At 49.7% G+C, this 15,672-nt stretch carries 13 protein-coding genes and 1 pseudogene; 7 read left to right on the top strand and 7 right to left on the bottom strand.

Annotated elements, in window-relative coordinates:
* Position 1: 1 nt before the first annotated feature.
* The 3 genes from R6U67_RS04615 to R6U67_RS04605 all read left to right on the top strand — a co-directional run bounded on the left by R6U67_RS04615 (position 2) and on the right by R6U67_RS04605 (position 2,972).
* Positions 2-544, top strand: a complete 543-nt coding sequence (locus R6U67_RS04615; protein ID WP_410251464.1) for a tetratricopeptide repeat protein — start codon at positions 2-4, stop codon at positions 542-544.
* A 35-nt stretch (positions 545-579) separates the two neighbouring features.
* A complete protein-coding gene (locus R6U67_RS04610) occupies positions 580-1,299 on the top strand; it encodes an ABC transporter ATP-binding protein (RefSeq protein ID WP_410251463.1) in 720 nt (239 codons plus the stop codon).
* 164 nt (positions 1,300-1,463) lie between these two features.
* Positions 1,464-2,972 carry a sulfotransferase domain-containing protein gene (locus tag R6U67_RS04605; RefSeq protein WP_410251462.1) on the top strand — a complete coding sequence of 503 codons (1,509 nt, stop codon included), beginning with the start codon at positions 1,464-1,466 and terminating at the stop codon, positions 2,970-2,972.
* Here the strand turns inward: R6U67_RS04605 and R6U67_RS04600 are convergent.
* Both R6U67_RS04600 and R6U67_RS04595 read right to left on the bottom strand, forming a co-directional pair.
* Positions 2,946-5,555, bottom strand: a complete 2,610-nt coding sequence (locus tag R6U67_RS04600) for a glycosyltransferase 61 family protein (RefSeq protein ID WP_410251461.1) — start codon at positions 5,553-5,555, stop codon at positions 2,946-2,948. The genes R6U67_RS04605 and R6U67_RS04600 overlap by 27 nt on opposite strands.
* The gene (locus tag R6U67_RS04595; RefSeq protein WP_410251460.1) at positions 5,536-6,861 is read right to left on the bottom strand and encodes a calcium-binding protein; all 1,326 of its coding nucleotides are present in this window, start codon (positions 6,859-6,861) and stop codon (positions 5,536-5,538) included. Before R6U67_RS04595 ends, R6U67_RS04600 begins: the two co-directional genes overlap by 20 nt.
* Positions 6,862-7,349: 488 nt before the next feature.
* Here R6U67_RS04595 and R6U67_RS04590 point away from each other — a divergent pair, with 488 nt between their 5' ends.
* Together R6U67_RS04590 and R6U67_RS04585 are read left to right on the top strand one after the other, a co-directional pair.
* Complete coding sequence (locus R6U67_RS04590) at positions 7,350-9,962, top strand: tetratricopeptide repeat protein (protein ID WP_410251459.1); 2,613 nt, start codon at positions 7,350-7,352, stop codon at positions 9,960-9,962.
* A gap of 56 nt (positions 9,963-10,018) precedes the next feature.
* Positions 10,019-13,081 (top strand): glycosyltransferase, encoded by a 3,063-nt coding sequence (locus R6U67_RS04585; RefSeq protein ID WP_410251458.1) that lies wholly within the window; start codon positions 10,019-10,021, stop codon positions 13,079-13,081.
* A gap of 363 nt (positions 13,082-13,444) precedes the next feature.
* On the opposite strand, the gene R6U67_RS04580 is transcribed toward R6U67_RS04585, so the two are convergent.
* The 3 genes from R6U67_RS04580 to R6U67_RS04570 all read right to left on the bottom strand — a co-directional run bounded on the left by R6U67_RS04580 (position 13,445) and on the right by R6U67_RS04570 (position 14,439).
* Positions 13,445-13,828, bottom strand: coding sequence for a PIN domain-containing protein (locus R6U67_RS04580; protein WP_170191672.1), 384 nt, complete (start codon positions 13,826-13,828; stop codon positions 13,445-13,447).
* Positions 13,821-14,057, bottom strand: a complete 237-nt coding sequence (locus R6U67_RS04575; RefSeq protein ID WP_159788236.1) for a hypothetical protein — start codon at positions 14,055-14,057, stop codon at positions 13,821-13,823. Before R6U67_RS04575 ends, R6U67_RS04580 begins: the two co-directional genes overlap by 8 nt.
* Positions 14,058-14,139: 82 nt before the next feature.
* The gene (locus R6U67_RS04570; RefSeq protein ID WP_410251457.1) at positions 14,140-14,439 is read right to left on the bottom strand and encodes a hypothetical protein; all 300 of its coding nucleotides are present in this window, start codon (positions 14,437-14,439) and stop codon (positions 14,140-14,142) included.
* Positions 14,440-14,621: 182 nt separating this feature from the next.
* Between R6U67_RS04570 and R6U67_RS04565 the strand changes: the two genes are divergently transcribed.
* On the top strand, positions 14,622-14,831 hold the full coding sequence (locus tag R6U67_RS04565; RefSeq protein WP_046320858.1) for a hypothetical protein: 210 nt from the start codon (positions 14,622-14,624) through the stop codon (positions 14,829-14,831).
* 2 nt (positions 14,832-14,833) lie between these two features.
* Positions 14,834-15,100, top strand: a complete 267-nt coding sequence (locus R6U67_RS04560; protein ID WP_410251456.1) for a type II toxin-antitoxin system YafQ family toxin — start codon at positions 14,834-14,836, stop codon at positions 15,098-15,100.
* A gap of 69 nt (positions 15,101-15,169) precedes the next feature.
* Here the strand turns inward: R6U67_RS04560 and R6U67_RS04555 are convergent.
* Both R6U67_RS04555 and R6U67_RS04550 read right to left on the bottom strand, forming a co-directional pair.
* Positions 15,170-15,256, bottom strand: a pseudogene (locus R6U67_RS04555) (histidine kinase); the annotation flags it as partial.
* A 22-nt stretch (positions 15,257-15,278) separates the two neighbouring features.
* Positions 15,279-15,672 (bottom strand): hypothetical protein (locus tag R6U67_RS04550; protein WP_410251455.1); only part of this gene is annotated, 394 nt, incomplete at its 5' end.

Raw genomic sequence — 15,672 nt, 5'->3', positions numbered from 1 at the left:
GATGACGGTTAAACTTGGGACGGTTTTGGCGAGTTCATGTCTGTTGTGGCTTGGGGCGATGGAGGTTCGCCCTCCTGTTGCGGCGATGGAGGTTACGGAGTCTCATCCGATGAGACTGAGCCGCCGTCGTCGCGCTTCGGAGTTACTCGAAGAGGGGGAACGGCATATTATGCGCGGGGAAGTTTTGGAGGCGGTTGCTCTCTATAATGAGGCTGATGCGCTGAGTCTTCATGGAGAGGTGGGGGCGCAATCCTGGAATCTTTTGTGTTGGTATGGCAGTTTGTGGGGAGAAGCTGAGGCGGTTCTCGAGGCCTGCGATCGCGCGGTGGAACTGGCCCCGGATAATATTGAGATTCGCGATAGTCGCGGCTTGGCGCGGGCCTTGGTGGGCGATTTTGAGGGGGCGATCGCTGATTTCCGAGTCTTTGTTGAGCAAACGGATCATGAGGGGCGTCGGTTTCAACGTCAAAACTGGATTGAGATGTTAGAAGCGGATGAAAATCCCTTTACGCCATCGGTGTTGCGGATGTTATTTATCGATTAGTTCGTTGTCCATTTTTGTGTTCTGTTGATTTCCCTATGGCTTCTACTGATGTTGATCCTCAACTGTCGCCGTTGTCTCCGTCGGGCGATCGCCCCTTGGTTCGCTTTGAGGAGATCTATAAAATTTATGGTTCGGGAAATACTGAAGTTCGCGCTCTCGATGGCGTCAATTTTTGCATTTATCCGGGGGAGTATTGTTCGATTATGGGACCCTCTGGATCTGGGAAATCTACGGCGATGAATGTGATCGGTTGTCTCGATCGCCCCACTCAAGGACGCTATTATCTTGATGGGGTGGATGTGGCGGGGTTTGATGAACCTCATCTGGCTCAAGTTCGCAATCGTAAACTCGGTTTTGTCTTCCAACAGTTTCATCTGTTGGCTCAGATGACGGCTTTGGATAATGTGATGTTACCGATGATTTATGCTGGGGTTCCTCATGCAGAACGAGTTGAACGAGCGCAAGAGGCGTTAGTCCGGGTTGGATTGGGCGATCGCATGAACAATAAACCCACTCAACTATCGGGTGGACAACAGCAACGGGTGGCGATTGCACGGGCGATCGTGAATCGTCCGGTTATCCTCCTCGCGGATGAACCAACGGGGGCGTTAGATACTCACACCACCGATGAAGTGATGGGGATTTTTGCTCAACTCAATGAGGCCGGAATTACCATTGTTATGGTGACGCACGAGCCGGAAGTGGCTGAACGAACAGAGCGGATTATTTGGTTTCGTGACGGTAAAGTTCAATAGATCTTGTGCGGATTTTGGGCAGTATACCAAATTCTAGGGGAACCCACCCCTAGCCCCTCCCAGGAGGGGATTTTTCGCCCCTATAGCAACGGGGATACTCTGCCATAATTTTCCTGGATCACCCTGAACCCAGAAGACTCCTGTAAACTTGCTCATTTTTGCCTGTGGATACTCACGAAATTTTACGACATCTCGCTAATTGTCATCGTCAACAGGGCAATCCAGCCGGGGCGATCGCCTACTATCAAAAGAGCTTAAAGGTTCAGCCCAGTTGTGCCAAAACGTATCGAACGTTTGCCCAGTTTTGGGAACAGGAGAAACAGGAATATCAAGCCCTTATTTGTTGGACTCATGCGTTACGGCTCGATCCCCACTGGGCAACGTTAGCCGAACATCTCACCTTAGCCAAACGTTGGCTTCGTTTGGGAAACTTGGAACAGGCTCAATCCTGTTATCATCGCGCCTGCACCTTAAATCCCCAATCCGCCGCTATTCATCGACAATGGGGAGATTGGTTAATGAGTCAGCAACGGTGGACTGAGGCGATTTCTGCCTATCAGCGTTCCCTGGATATTGATGCTGAGGATTTTGCGACGTTACATCAGCAGGCGGCTTGTTTCTCCCGGTTAGGCGATCGCGCGGCAATGGTGGATATTTACCTAAAAAGTATTCCCCTCAATCCTGATTTTGCCTGGTATTATTATCCCTTATTTTGGAAATCCTTAAAGCAAGAAAACAAGGTTTTAGCGGCAATTAATCAATTCAAAAATACCCTAAAATACGCCCAAAACTCCCTTAATTCATATATCAATCTTGGGGATGCTCTGTCATTACAAAACAAGAAAAATGAGGCGATTTTGTATTATAGACAGGGAATTGACTTGATGTATTCTGAGAGTCTCACAGATGGACATTTCAATCAAACACTGGATGTTGATGCAAAAGAGGTTGTGCAAACTGCCCCAAATTTCATTATTTTAGGAGCGCAAAAAGCTGGAACAAGCTCCTTATATGCCTACTTAACAGAACATCCGCAAATTTTGCCGCCGTTACGCAAGGAACTCGAATTTTGGTCTTGGAAATTCTATCATGGCCTCGATTGGTATTTCGCCCAATTTCCTAAATTACCGGCTGGGGGACCCTATCAAACTGGGGAAGCTTGCCCCAATTATTTTGATTTTCCTGATACCCCAAAACGGCTGGCGAGTCAGGAGTCCAAAATTAAGTTTATTATCTTACTTCGTAATCCCGTTGATCGAGCTATTTCTCATTATCATCATTGGCGCAAAATCCACCAAGAAGAGGATTCATTAGAACTCGCCTTACAAAAGAACGTACAACACTTAAAACCCAATTCCTCTTATGACAGTGTTCCTAAGAATTACTTAGAGCGCGGCTTATATGCAGACCATCTTCGACGTTGGTTTTCCTATTTTCCCAGGGAACAGTTTTTGATTGTGCAGAGTGAAGAATTTTATGGCAATCCAGATCAGACGTTGCGGCAAGTGTATCAGTTTCTGGGCTTACCCCATCATCCATTGAAAGCCTATCCTCAATACAATCAAGGTCATTATCCTCCCAGTGAGGCGAAAACTCGTGAGTTTTTAGCGGAGTTTTATGCTCCCTATAATCGGGATTTAGCGGCGTTACTGGGTCAGGAATTTTGGAGTTGAGATTAACGACTCAAGCCCTGAAATATCAACCCAAAAATCTTCCGTAAGGGCATCTGGATAGAGGAGACGGCGTAGTGCAGAACAGGGTAAGGCGGTCCCAATCGCATAGTAGTGATTGAGGTTCAGGTATTGACAAATTGACCAATAATAATAACGAATATAGTTGGGACAAAATAACTCTAAAACGGTGGTTTTGGGTTGACAAAATACTAGGTTTGTGAGTGTGGCTCCGTGGGGGGCAACAATGACTTCAGCATTGGCGAAAAGTTGGGCCTGTTCCCGGACGGTGTATTCGTCTAGGGTGATGACGCTAAAGCCTTGTTTTTGTAAGTATTGGATTAGCTCTGGTTCGTTAATCACCTTGCGATAACGAGCGGTTTGGCGACTGAGGTAGAGTCGTTTTGGAGTGGTGGAGGGTGTTGATTGAGGAGAGAGGAATTGCGATCGCAGGAACTCGATAGACTCGGCTGTCGCCCAACCAATGGGACTGGCAAAACTGGGAACCACCAGGCGGCTGGCTTGTAGATGCGGATGGCGATCGCTCTCTAGGATGCGATCGCGGGGAATCCCCAACTGTTCTAGGGTTTGCCGCTGAAAGGGTTGAGCGAGGCTGTTGACATAAAACCAGTCAATCTCTTGCTCGGGGAAGCCACTGCGACGCAGGATATCTAACCGGGGCAAAATATCCACCATCCAGTGGAAATAGACATTCGCCGAGAGGCCCGTCAGCACCGCAACTGTTCCCTCAATCCTCTTCACTGGGGGCAGTTGAGCCGTTGTAAAGATACGATGGGGGCGGTTCGGGTTCGCGGCGTGGGGGCAACCCGGAAGGGTTCCGGGATACTCGCGAGAAAGATCCGCCAATAGGGTGTTATCCGGCGTCATGACGGCGATCGCCTCGCATACCTTCCACCACTGCTCTTGAGCCATCGTCCAGACTCGCCCCTGGGGAATCTCGACGGTGAAGCGATCGCCCTCAACCTGGGGGAGTTTCGCTCCTGGCGGGCAGTGATAGTGATCTTGTCGCAGCCCAATGGGGGCAAACTGTTCTTGAATCCGTTGCAAACAGCTAGGGCAGTTAATCCCCTGACAGGGTTGAGCCGTCTCGGCTGTTGGTGGCGGGAGGGGGACGAGGGAATCGGGAGTAGCGGCAGACTGGTGTTTACTGAAGGGTTTACTGAAGGGTTTACCGAAGGGTTGACTGAGGGGAAAATAGCGATGATCCGAGAGATTCCCGAGCCAGGAGAGGGTTTGAGGAAACTGGCCTTGGGGATAGGGATACTCGCGACGTGTGGGGGATTGTCGGAGTTTGGCGAGTCGTTGCTGACTCAGCAGAGCCGCCCCTAAGCCTCGTTCCGCCTCGGGATTGTTGGCCTCAACGGTGAGTGAGAGTTGATAGTAGGTTTGAGCCTCCAACACCGCGTCATAGGCTAAGCGAACATCGCCCCAGCCGCGATAGAGATGAGCCAGAGCCTGCTGGCGAGCTTGGGGGCTGCCCTGCATCAAGGTCCGGATCACCTCTTGTCGAGCTAGGAAGGCCTGATGATAGAGATCTTGGGGAAGATCTTGGGGGAGATCCCGAGAGAGGTCCGTTGAGGCTAAGGTTTGCAGCCAGGTTTGCGCGATGTTGGGCATTCGGGCAACGCCCTCAGCGAATTGCTGAATCGCCTCCCTGGGTTGTTCGAGTTGCAAGGCCATCTGAGCGGTATAGCCATAGAGATCTAAGCGTTGGGGGGCCAGTTCTAAGGCCCGTTGAAAACAGGTGAGAGCGGCGGCGGGCTGTTGTAGGCGATCGAAGAGTTTGCCTAAATCCTCATGAACCTCTGCTTGGTTGGCATCGAGTTGTAGACTGCGGAGATAGTGAGCGAGAGCCAGATCCAGGCGATCGCTGAGGCGATCGCACCAGCCTTGAAGATGATAGAGATCCGCGCGATGGGTATCTTGAGCCAGAGCCTGCTCTAAGATGAGACGAGCCTCCTGGGGACGATTTTGTTTCAGGAGTAATGCCGCAAGATTACGTTGCGGTTGGCGGCGGTTGGGTTGCCGGGCGATGGCCTGTTGATAATAGGTTTGAGCCTGTTGGAATTGTCCCCAACGTTCATAAAGCGCCCCGAGATCGTTGTAGGCTTTGGCATCTTGGGGATTCTGTTCGATAGCAATGCGGTAGTGATGATGAGCTTGGCCATCGTTCCCCTCATTGAGATAGGTTCGGGCTAAGTTATAGCGAACCGCTTGCCATTGGGGCCGCAATTGTAGGGCGGTTTCATAGTAGTGAGCGGCTTGGTGAGCGTCGCCGCTGCGATCGTAGAGTTCCCCGAGATAGGCATAGGGTTGGGGGCGTTGGCGATCGCAGTCAATGGAGGTTTTATAGGCGGTGATGGCCTCGTCAACGCGCTGGAGTTCGGCTAGGGTTTCCCCCCGCAGTTGGTGCGTCGCCGCACAATGGGGGACTCTCTGGAGACGGCGATCGCAATCCCTGAGTATCTCTAGAAACTCTCCCGTTTGGAATCGTTGACGCAGTTGCTGCAACTCAGACTCCCCGGAGATGGGCGAGGGGACTCCTTTAAAGCAACTCGAAATCATTGATGGTCAGATCCGGTAGCGTGTCTAAACGGGCGATGGTTGATTCGTCGCCGATCTCAGTGGTGGGGTTATAGAAGAGTTGGCCGCTCGACTGTTCATAGATGAGTTTGGCGTTACTGGCTCCATCGTTAAACTCAACGGTGGTGAAGTCTGAGGCGGCTAAGCTGTCGCCTAAGGCGGTATAGACCCTGCGATCGAGACCAATCTTGTCTTGGCCAGACATAAAGTCAGTAATGGTGTCATTACCAATCTGATCGGGAGTAATGGCCGTGTTGCCGTGATTACTAAACAAGAAGGTATCCTCGCCCAAGCCGCCGGTTAGCCAGTTATTGCCGCGATCGCCCGAGAGGATATCATTGCTATCACTACCGATGAGGGTGTCATCTCCCTGTCCGCCATAGAGGCTATTACTCCCCCCACCAGCCATGAGATAGTCATTGCCAGAATGGCCCACGAGAATGTCATTACCATTACCTGTAACCAAGGTGTCATTGGCATCACCACCGAGGAGCGTATTATTACCACCACTGTCAAACAGGTAGTCATCATCGAGATCGCCCCATAAGATATCATCGCCATCCCCGCCAATGACGGTATCATCTCCCTGTCCACCATAGAGACTATTACTCCCGCCACCGGTCATCAGGTAATCATTTCCTTTGTTCCCAAACATGAGATCATTCCCGTCTGCGGTGACCGCCGTATCATTACCATCGCCACCGACTAAGCTATTATCACCGCTAGCAGAAAAGAGATAGTCATCTCCGAGATCTCCGAAGAGTAAGTCATTATCTTCTCCACCTACAACGGTGTCATTATCTTGACCGCCATAAATGGTATCGTTGCCACGACCGCCAAAGAGATAATCATCTCCCTTGCCACCAAAAATCAGGTCATCACCATCACCACCAGCGACGGTATCATGGCCATCATCTCCTAGAAGAACATCATCTCCGCCGCCGCCACTAATGTAGTCGTCTCCCTGGCCGCCATAGAGAGTATCATTGCCGGGACCCGCGAGAACCGTGTCATTGCCTTCACCGCCAAAGATGAGGTTATTTCCTCCGCCACCAACGAGGCTATCATCACCGGCAAAACCGGCGATCGTATCGCTTCCATCAGAACCACATATGGTATCAGCCATGCCGACACTAGCCCCGAGTTGGGGGTCAGATCCGAGGATGATATCATTACCATCACTTCCTTGAAGGCGGTTACTTTCATCGGCTTGACCGATAATGTTAAATCCTCCTTCTTCATTGGGTTCCGAACTCATCGGAGTTGTGGGATTTTCAATACAAGACATACTAGGTTATTACTCCAATTTTCACACCGAACAAGCAGGGGAATTTAATTCAGATATCGCAAAAAATATATTGCCCAACCTGAAGCTATTTAAGCCACTATCAGAGCGAAGGTGTTTAAACTTTTTGCTGACTCCTGCAACTATAAAGATGGTGTTTCACGAATAAAAGTTTCCGAGGTTGTGTATGAGAACGCATAAAAAGCCACTAATTTCAATCTGGATAAGCAGAATAGTTAGAGCAAATTGATATCTCCATCTAACCCCTGAACTGACATCGGTTCTTTTAGGGATAGCGGTCAACGGTTAATGAGATTAACTATGGCTTTGGCCAGATGACGCCCCAGTAATCAATTCAGGATTGTTAGGGAGCCATCCGGATAGTGTTTTCATCCTTTCAGCTAAGTTTGGAAGAATCCGGAGGAGTCCGGATCGGATGGGATTCGTCAGTATATGCAAATAGCACTTCTGTAGAAGACGGATTACGGCTTATGAGTACCTCCCCCGCCCTGTTGGCCCTGACAGCACTCCTCGTTCCCGAAGCCGATGCAACGGAGTTGGCCTTGATGCCACCCGATACTATCCCTCCGCCTGTCAGTGATGCTCAAGCGGAGTTTGAACCTGAGATGGCCTTGGCGACTTCTGGGGCGATCGCTCAACCGGAAATCCACCTCACCCCCGCCCTAATCTCAGACACGGGGTCTCTATTTACTCAATATGTCCGCTTCTATCAGGTATTGCTGCTGAGTATAGCTCTGTCTCCCCTAGCGGCGATGACGGTGTTTGCGGTGTTACGTCGGCGGGTGGTTCAGTATCTCAGTGAGGAAGTGCGTCAGGAACTCCAGCGTTTGGGAGACTTGGAAACGGAGTTGGAATCACGGGCTGAACAGGCGGATCAGCTTCTCGGGGATCTCGAACAACGACTTGAGAGACACAATAGCCAAATCCCTGATGAGGTGGAGTCTGTTAGTCAAGCCGTTGAAGTGCAACTGGCGGAAATTCAGGAGCTGGATGGGTTCCGAGAACAGAGATTGCGAGAGTTACAAGAGCTGTTATGGACGGTCTATTACAATCATCAGTCTGAGCGGCAACAATTGGCTCATCTGACCCCTGAGACGCTTTTACGTCACTTAACTGGCTCGGCGGAGGAGACGGAAACTCCTTCGATGGGGGAATTGCTGGAGTTGCCGGAAACTGAATCTTTCACGGAAACTCTAGCCGATGAGATGACCCCGGATGAGATGACCCCGGATGAAACACTTGCTGAGGGTGAGTCGTTGTCTGATCACTCTCCTGATATCGTTTCTGAGATTGGTTCTGACGAGGCTCCCTCATCGCCTGACTCTCGCGAGGGCTGGTTAGCGTTCGCCCGAGATTGCGAGAAAGATGGGCGTTGGCCCGAGGCGATCGCCGCTTATGAACAGGCCCTCACCTATCCCGCCTCGAATAGCCCTCAGACCGCCTCAACCGCCGAGAAGGCAAAACCCGCATTCACCCCAGATAACACCGCTTCAGCGGCTGGGGAGACCCCAACGGAGGACAATTCAGCCGTTGAGTCTAGCCCTCAACCGCCCAGCTTTGAGCAGTTGAAGCAGGTGGCCCAAGAGGCGGGCGATCGCCGTCAATGGCCCGCCTGTATCACCGCCTGTCAACAGGCCCTAACTCATCAAAATGATGCCCATCTCCAGAAACTCCTCGGCAATGCCTTCCAAGCCCTAGGACAAGCCACCCAGGCCCAAAACAGCTATCGTCAGGCCCTACGCCTCAAGCCTGATTTTGCTGAAGTCTACGCCAATCTCGGCAGCCTCTACGCCCAACAGAAACATTGGCCCAAAGCGATCGAATGTTTCCGACGGGCTTTGCGTCTACAACCGCAACTGGCGGCGGCTTATCGGAATTTCGCGAAAGTCTGGGAACAGGTGGGCAACGAACGTGAAGCCCTCGATTGTTGGCATCAAGCCCTGGCCATTGAACCGGACTGGGCTCAGGGAAAAGACCATTTAGCTCTGGGCAATCGTTGGGTCAAACTGGATCGATGGGATATGGCACAGAGCTGTTATCGACGAGCGATCGCCTGTGATGCCAATTTACTCGATGCTTGGCATAACTTAGCCGAAGTTCTGGCCCATGATCAGCAGTGGCAAGCGGCTCGCGAAACCTATGAAACTCTCTTACAACAAGATCCGCAGCGAGTGCTGTCTCAACTTGGCTATGGCCGAGTCTTAGCGGGGTTGCAAGATTGGCCGGCGGCGATCGCCCAATACTCCTATCTCGCCGAAGTTGCCCCCGCCCAAGTTTTGGCTCAACAGCGTTTTGCTCAACGCCTCATGGAAGCGGAATTGCACTCAGAAGCCATTGGCGTCTATGAGCGGGCCTTGCAATTTGCCCCCCAGGCCTTTGAACTTCAGTTAGGTTTGACGGAACTTCTCTGTCAGTCCGAGCAATGGGAGGCCGGGTTAGAGGCGGCCCGGCGGGCGATCGCCCTCAATCCCCAGGTGGCCAAAGCTCATTACTATGCCGGACGTTGCCAAGTGGCCCAAGAACGCTGGCAAGACGCCGCTAATCATCTCCAACAGGCGGTCAACTTAGATCCTCAGTTTTTCTGGAGTCAGTATTTCTGGGGTAAATCCCTCCTAGCCTTGCAACAATGGCAAGCCGCCGCCGATGTCCTTGACAGGGCAATGCCCCTCAATCCTGAGTTCCATTGGGGCTATGTGGAGTTAGGCCAGGCTTGGATGCAATTGGAGATGTATCACAAGGCGGTTGAGGCGTTCCAACAGGCCCAGGCCTTAGCCCCTGAGACGCCCTGGTTAGCCAAGAAACTGGCTGATGCCCTACGGGGTCGGGCGTTGGCTGATATCGAGCAAGCGGTCAGCTGGTATCGTCAGGCGATCGCCGAACATCCCGAAGATCTCGATAACTACCACCGGGCCTTGGATCTCAAATCCAACGATATTGACCTTTACGTGCAACTGGCCGACGAACTGGCCCGTCAGAATCAAGACAGTGGGGCGATAACCTTCTATCAAATGGCCCTACAACTGCAAGATCGCCCCGATATCAAAGCTAAACTGCAAGATCTGCTCAAAAAAAAAATAAAGTAACCCCAACTCCTCTAGCCCAACCCGAAACTCACAATCCAGAGGATCTCCAGGGGGAATTGCAACTGGTAACTCCTGACTTCATCTATGGTTGGATTTGCCACAAACAGGACCCCGACAAACCCCTCTGGGTTGATGTCTATATCGCCGACACTCTCCTGGGGACGTATCCCGCCCAAAGCCATCGCCCTGATGTAGCCCGGTTTCTCAAGAGTCAGGGCCGACATGGTTTTGAACTGAAAATCCCCTCTTCTATCAACAGCCATGAGCCGGTTGCGGTCCGTGTGACGGGCCACGGCGGCGATCGCGATCTGCCCCACTCCCCCATCTGGGTACAACTCGGCCCCCAGGGACAACGGTTAGCCCTTCCCCCAGCAACGTCGAGTTCCACCCTCGTCTATCATCCTCCACAAGCCCTCACCACAAACCCTAAGATTGCCCTAATTATCCTCAATCGCGATGGGGCGACGTTACTCGAAGACCTCTTTTCTTCGATTGAAATCCACAATAGTTATACCAACCTGGAACTGATTATTGTGGATCATGACTCCAGCGATGAGAGTTTAGCCGTTTGTCAACGTTGGCAAAATAAACTCCCGATTCAAGTTTTGGCCCGAGACCAAAACTATAGTTTCTCCGAGTCGAATAATTTGGCGGCTCAACAGACGAATGCCAGTTTGGTGCTGTTTACCAATAATGACATCAGTTTCTGTCAAGATATTTTGGCAGATTTAGCGACAATCTTGGAAGATGAGACGGTGGGAGTTGTGGGGGTGAAACTGTTGGATAAAATCACGGATTCGCCCCATTTGTCCCCAGGAACTCAACATCTGGGGGTGCAATTTGATTTTTATAATCCCTTTGCCAGTTTTTCTCCTTTTGAAGTGCGAGATAATCCTGATCTCAGAGACGATATTCATCAATCTTGGCGGGTTCCTGGAGTCACAGGAGCGATGATGCTTTGTCGTCGTCAAGACTTTCTGGACTTAGGGGGGTTTGATGAGACCTATTTTTATGGCTATGAGGATATTGACCTCTGTTTACGCTATCAAAAACAGTTGCAAAAAAACGTTATTTGTGCTAATCATTTAACCGCTCAACATCATCGGGGAATTTCTCGCTTTAGTCGTCAGCTTCCGGGTTCATTTCTCGCCAAAATTGGCAACAATCGTCAGTATTTAGAACGTCAATTTGGCTATTATCTTCGCCGTCGTCATTTGGCGGATTTCTTTGACTGCGATCGCTACTGGACTGGACATCCGCTACGAGTTGGCTTTGCCGTAACTGAGGCAAAATTCGACGCAGCAGCGGGGGATTATTTCACGGCGTTGGAATTGGGAGAACAACTCAGCAAACAGTATGGTTGGAGCATCTATTATCTCTCAAAAACTCAAGGAAAGTCCTGGTACGATGTGCATCAGTTAGATGTCCTGATTGTGATGCGACAGGACTATGATTTAAGCCAACTTAAAAACGCTAAACCACGTCTAATTAAAGTGGCTTGGATTCGCAATTGGTTTGAAGCTTGGACTCAAACTCCATCAATCGCTGACTACGACTCGGTTTGGTCATCTTCTGACGCTGGGGTGGACTATCTCAGCCAGCAGCTTTCTAAAGCCGTGACTCAACTGCGAATTGCCACCAATCCTGAGCGATTTTCTGACCAATTATTACCCCGAGATTCTTTCCAGTCTGACTATTGTTTTACGGGCAATTTCTGGAACGTTCCTCGGGAGATTATCACCTGTTTACGTCCTGAAAAAATCCCCTATTGCTTTGCTCTTTATGGTCATCATTGGCAGGAATTTCCTGAGTTTCAAGACTATTACCGAGGTGCAGTGTCTTATGAGCAACTCCCACAGGTTTATCGTTCCACTAAGATTGTCATTGATGATGCGAATACAGTCACAAAAAATTGGGGGTCGGTTAATTCTCGGGTCTTTGATGCGATCGCAGCAGGAGCGTTAGTGGTGACCAATGGCAAACTAGGCAACGATGAGGTGTTTGGCGGTTTACTACCCACCTTTGACTCTCCTGAATCCTTGGAATCCGTGTTACACACTTATCTAAGTGATGAGCCATTACGACAGAAAAAAGTGGCTCAATTACAGGCTCAAATCCGAGATCACCATACCTATCGTCATCGCGCTCAAACAGTGTTTACCAGTCTCAAAGAGACGATGACAAACCGCTATCGAATTAGTCTTAAGATTGGAGTTCCTCATCAAGACCAAGTTCAAGAATGGGGAGATTATCACCTGGCGCAAGGCTTGAAACGAGGGTTTGAGCAGTTGGGACATTCTGTGCGGATTGATATCCTCCCCGATTGGCAATGTTCCCAAAGTTTGGGCGACGATGTGGCGATTGTCTTGCGAGGATTGAGTGATTATAAACCACAACCCCATCAGCTTAATTTTCTTTGGCTTATTAGTCATCCTGACCAGGTTTCTCTGGAGGAATATGAGCAATATGATCAGGTATTTGTTGCCTCACACTTTTATGCCAAACAGTTACAATCCCAGGTTCAGGTTGAGGTACAACCGCTATTGCAATGTACCGACGCTTCTCGCTTCTATCCTGACTCAAGTTTAGATGCTGATATCCCGGATGTGTTATTTGTTGGCAATTCACGCCAGGTGTATCGTCCAATTGTGCGAGATGCGGTGGCGGCGGGGTTAGATGTGGCGGTGTATGGAAGCCGTTGGGAGGCTTTTTTACCGTCGCATTATGTGCGAGGAACTCATATTGCTAATGACCAGTTGCGACAGTATTATACGGCGGCGGGAGTGGTGTTGAATGACCATTGGGATACGATGCGCGAGGGTGGGTTTTTCTCGAATCGTCTCTTTGATGCGGCGGCTTGTGGGGCCATGATTGTTTCGGATGCGGTGGTTGGCGTAGAGGCGGTGTTTGGGGATGCGATCGCCTGTTATGATGAACCCGAGAAGTTAGGTGTATTGGTCCAAGACTGTTTACGCCGCCGCGACAGTACAGCATCGCAACGACTGGCGTTATCTCAGCGGATTCGTCAACAGCATAGTGTTGCACAACGAGTTGAGACGCTGTTGAGGGCTATTGATGCTCTCAATTCTGAAAAAATGGGTCTGTCTGATGGGTTTTGATGGGGTCTTCTAACCCGGTTTCAAGGGTGCAGATTAAATTGGGTTGATTGGGGGGAAAGCCTTTTAAGGACGCTTCTAGGGGGTTGTCGGAGAGGATGGTGATTTTCGCTTAGATTTGAGTTCAGTGGATTTTTTGGGTCTTCTGGATCTACGGTGGAATTTATTACATAACATACAAAATTGTCGGGGCGAAAAATTTTTCGCCCCGACAGTAACTGAAGGCTAGGGTTTGATGATATTTTAGCGAATTTGAGAACTTGGGGTGAGGGTTCGGAAACCGGGTTTCTGGGTGGCTGCTTAAATCTCCCCTAACCCGGTTTCAATGGCGGATATAAGATTCGGTTGATTGGGGGGAAAGCCTTTTTACCGAATCACTCGAATTTCGAGGTTAAGATTTAACTGACTCCATTGGCGGTCTGCGGTGATCACGGGTTGATTGAGAACAAGACCCAGGGCTAAACAAGCGCGATCGCCTAGGGATAAGCCTAGAGGTTTAGTCATGGGTCGTAGCATACCCGCAATTTGAGCTTGCGGTTCATCAAAGGGAACAATTTTTAAGTTCAAGTCGGACAAAATTTGCAAAATCTCGGTTTCTAAGATGCCAATTTCTGCTAATTTAGCAATCACTTCAGATAAATTAATGGTGCTAATCGTTGCATTTTCAATCAAGTCTGTTATTTGTTCACTCCCGCTTTCTTGATTGAGAAATGCTAATATGGCAGAGGCATCCATGATGACATTACTCATGGATAGACTCGTGACGGCGTTCTTGAATCAGTTCCTCTGTTAGGTTCCGATTTTTCGCATATTTTTTGACTATTTTTTGAGCGTGGGTGAGGGGGCTGGTGGAGTCAGTTATTAGTGGGCGATCGCCTTGTTTCTGCTGTTGATTAATAGTGTTAAAGGTTTCTATCATCTTCTGAATTTGCTCGATTTGTTCTGGGGTGAGTCCAGTGACATCAAGAGTTTGAGTCATTGTTTAGTCAGGGGCTAGGGGTTGTTGACATTTTAGCTAATTTTGCCGCCAAGGGTCAGAAACCGGGTTTCTTGGTGGCTGCTTAAATCTCCCCTAACCCGGTTTCAATGGCTGATATCAGATTTGGTTGATTGGGGGGAAAGCCTTTTAACGGCGCTTCTAGGGGTTCCTCGGTGAGAAATGCAACGGCAATTACCCCGGTCAGTTTTTGGCAAAAGGCGATTCTCCTGCGGAGACGCTTCGCGATCGCTTCTGGGGTGGGTTGGGTCGGGGTGGAAACGGTTTCGCTACCGAAGAGAATGGCACGGTGGGGGAGGAGGTGGGGCGCGTTTGAGGGTTTTGAGGTGGCGATCGCAGTTCTGCGGGGTCTTCGTCGGGACAAGTGATGTCCCAAATCAGTTCGAGCCAGGGTGAGGGCGATTTCCCGTTCGCGGGTTTCGTTGGCGAGGATGTCGGCGTTGAGGCAATTCTAGGGGTTCGTCCGTGAGGAAGGCTGGGGTGTCGGTTGGTTTATGGCAAAATAGAATATCATTCAAAGTAAGTCAGTACCGTGAGGCTTAGTCAATGATGAGATTTAATGATGTAGTTGAAGCAATAAAAGGTCTTTCTATCGATGAAAAACAAGAAATTTCAATGTTGTTACAGCAATATCTTCGTGAAGAATCTCGTGACAATATTTATAAGAATTTCCAAGTAGCCCAGCAGGAAGAAAAACAAGGAAATCTTAAGTTCTCCAACCAGATTGATAAATTGAAGGAGATGATTGAAGAATAATCATGGAAGTTAGTTTTAGCTCTGCTTTTAAACGGGCTTTTAAAAAGAAAATTAAAGACAATCAGGATTTAGAAACAAGGTTTTGGCAAAAGTTAGACTTGTTTATCCTCGATCCATTTGACCCTACTTTAAAGACGCACAAACTATCGGGTAAGTTGAAAGATTTATGGAGTTTCAGTGTGGGTTATGATGAGAGAGTGTTATTCTATTTTACAGAGGATGAAAAAGCTGTATTTGTTGATATGGGCAGCCATGATGAGGTGTATTAAGTAGCCAGAAACTGGGTTTCTATCCCAATCTCTGATTTGTAGGTGAAACTGTCGCAGAAAACCGGTTTCTCAAATTTCCTCTAACCAGGTTTCGATCGCAGATATCAGATTCCGTTGATTGGGGGGAAAGCCTTTTAAGGGCGCTTCTAGGGGGTCGTCACTGAGGAAGGGATGCCCCCTATCTTTCTAAATTTTGCAACCACTGAAGGATTGTTGTGACTAAATTCGGGTCGCCTTCTAGGAATTGCGGTAATCGGCATTCAGCAAGGCGATCGGGGACAACTAGGGCTATGGGGGAATGGCTAAAGCGGGCGAGTTGATTGAGGACGGCGATATCAAAGCCTTGGGGGGGTGGATTGGTGGGTTCTTCGTAGAGGATGAGGGCAATTTGATGGTCGCTGAGGTCATCGTCGCAGTAGGCTTGTAATTTGGCAATGGTATCCGGTTTACCGTCGGGACTGGCGGGACAGCCTGCTTTTTTCAGGGTGGTGTAGATTTGGAGGGTGGGGTTGCTAGGGTCGCTGAAGCGGCTGCCGTCGATGCAAATGATTTGGCAGTTGAGGGGGTGGGTT

Origin of the sequence: Sodalinema sp., from assembly GCF_046483825.1 — a bacterium.
In the GTDB taxonomy this organism is placed as follows: domain Bacteria; phylum Cyanobacteriota; class Cyanobacteriia; order Cyanobacteriales; family Geitlerinemataceae; genus Sodalinema.
The sequence above is the reverse complement of the archived record's forward strand: the minus strand, read 5'-3'. Positions and strand labels throughout refer to the sequence as shown.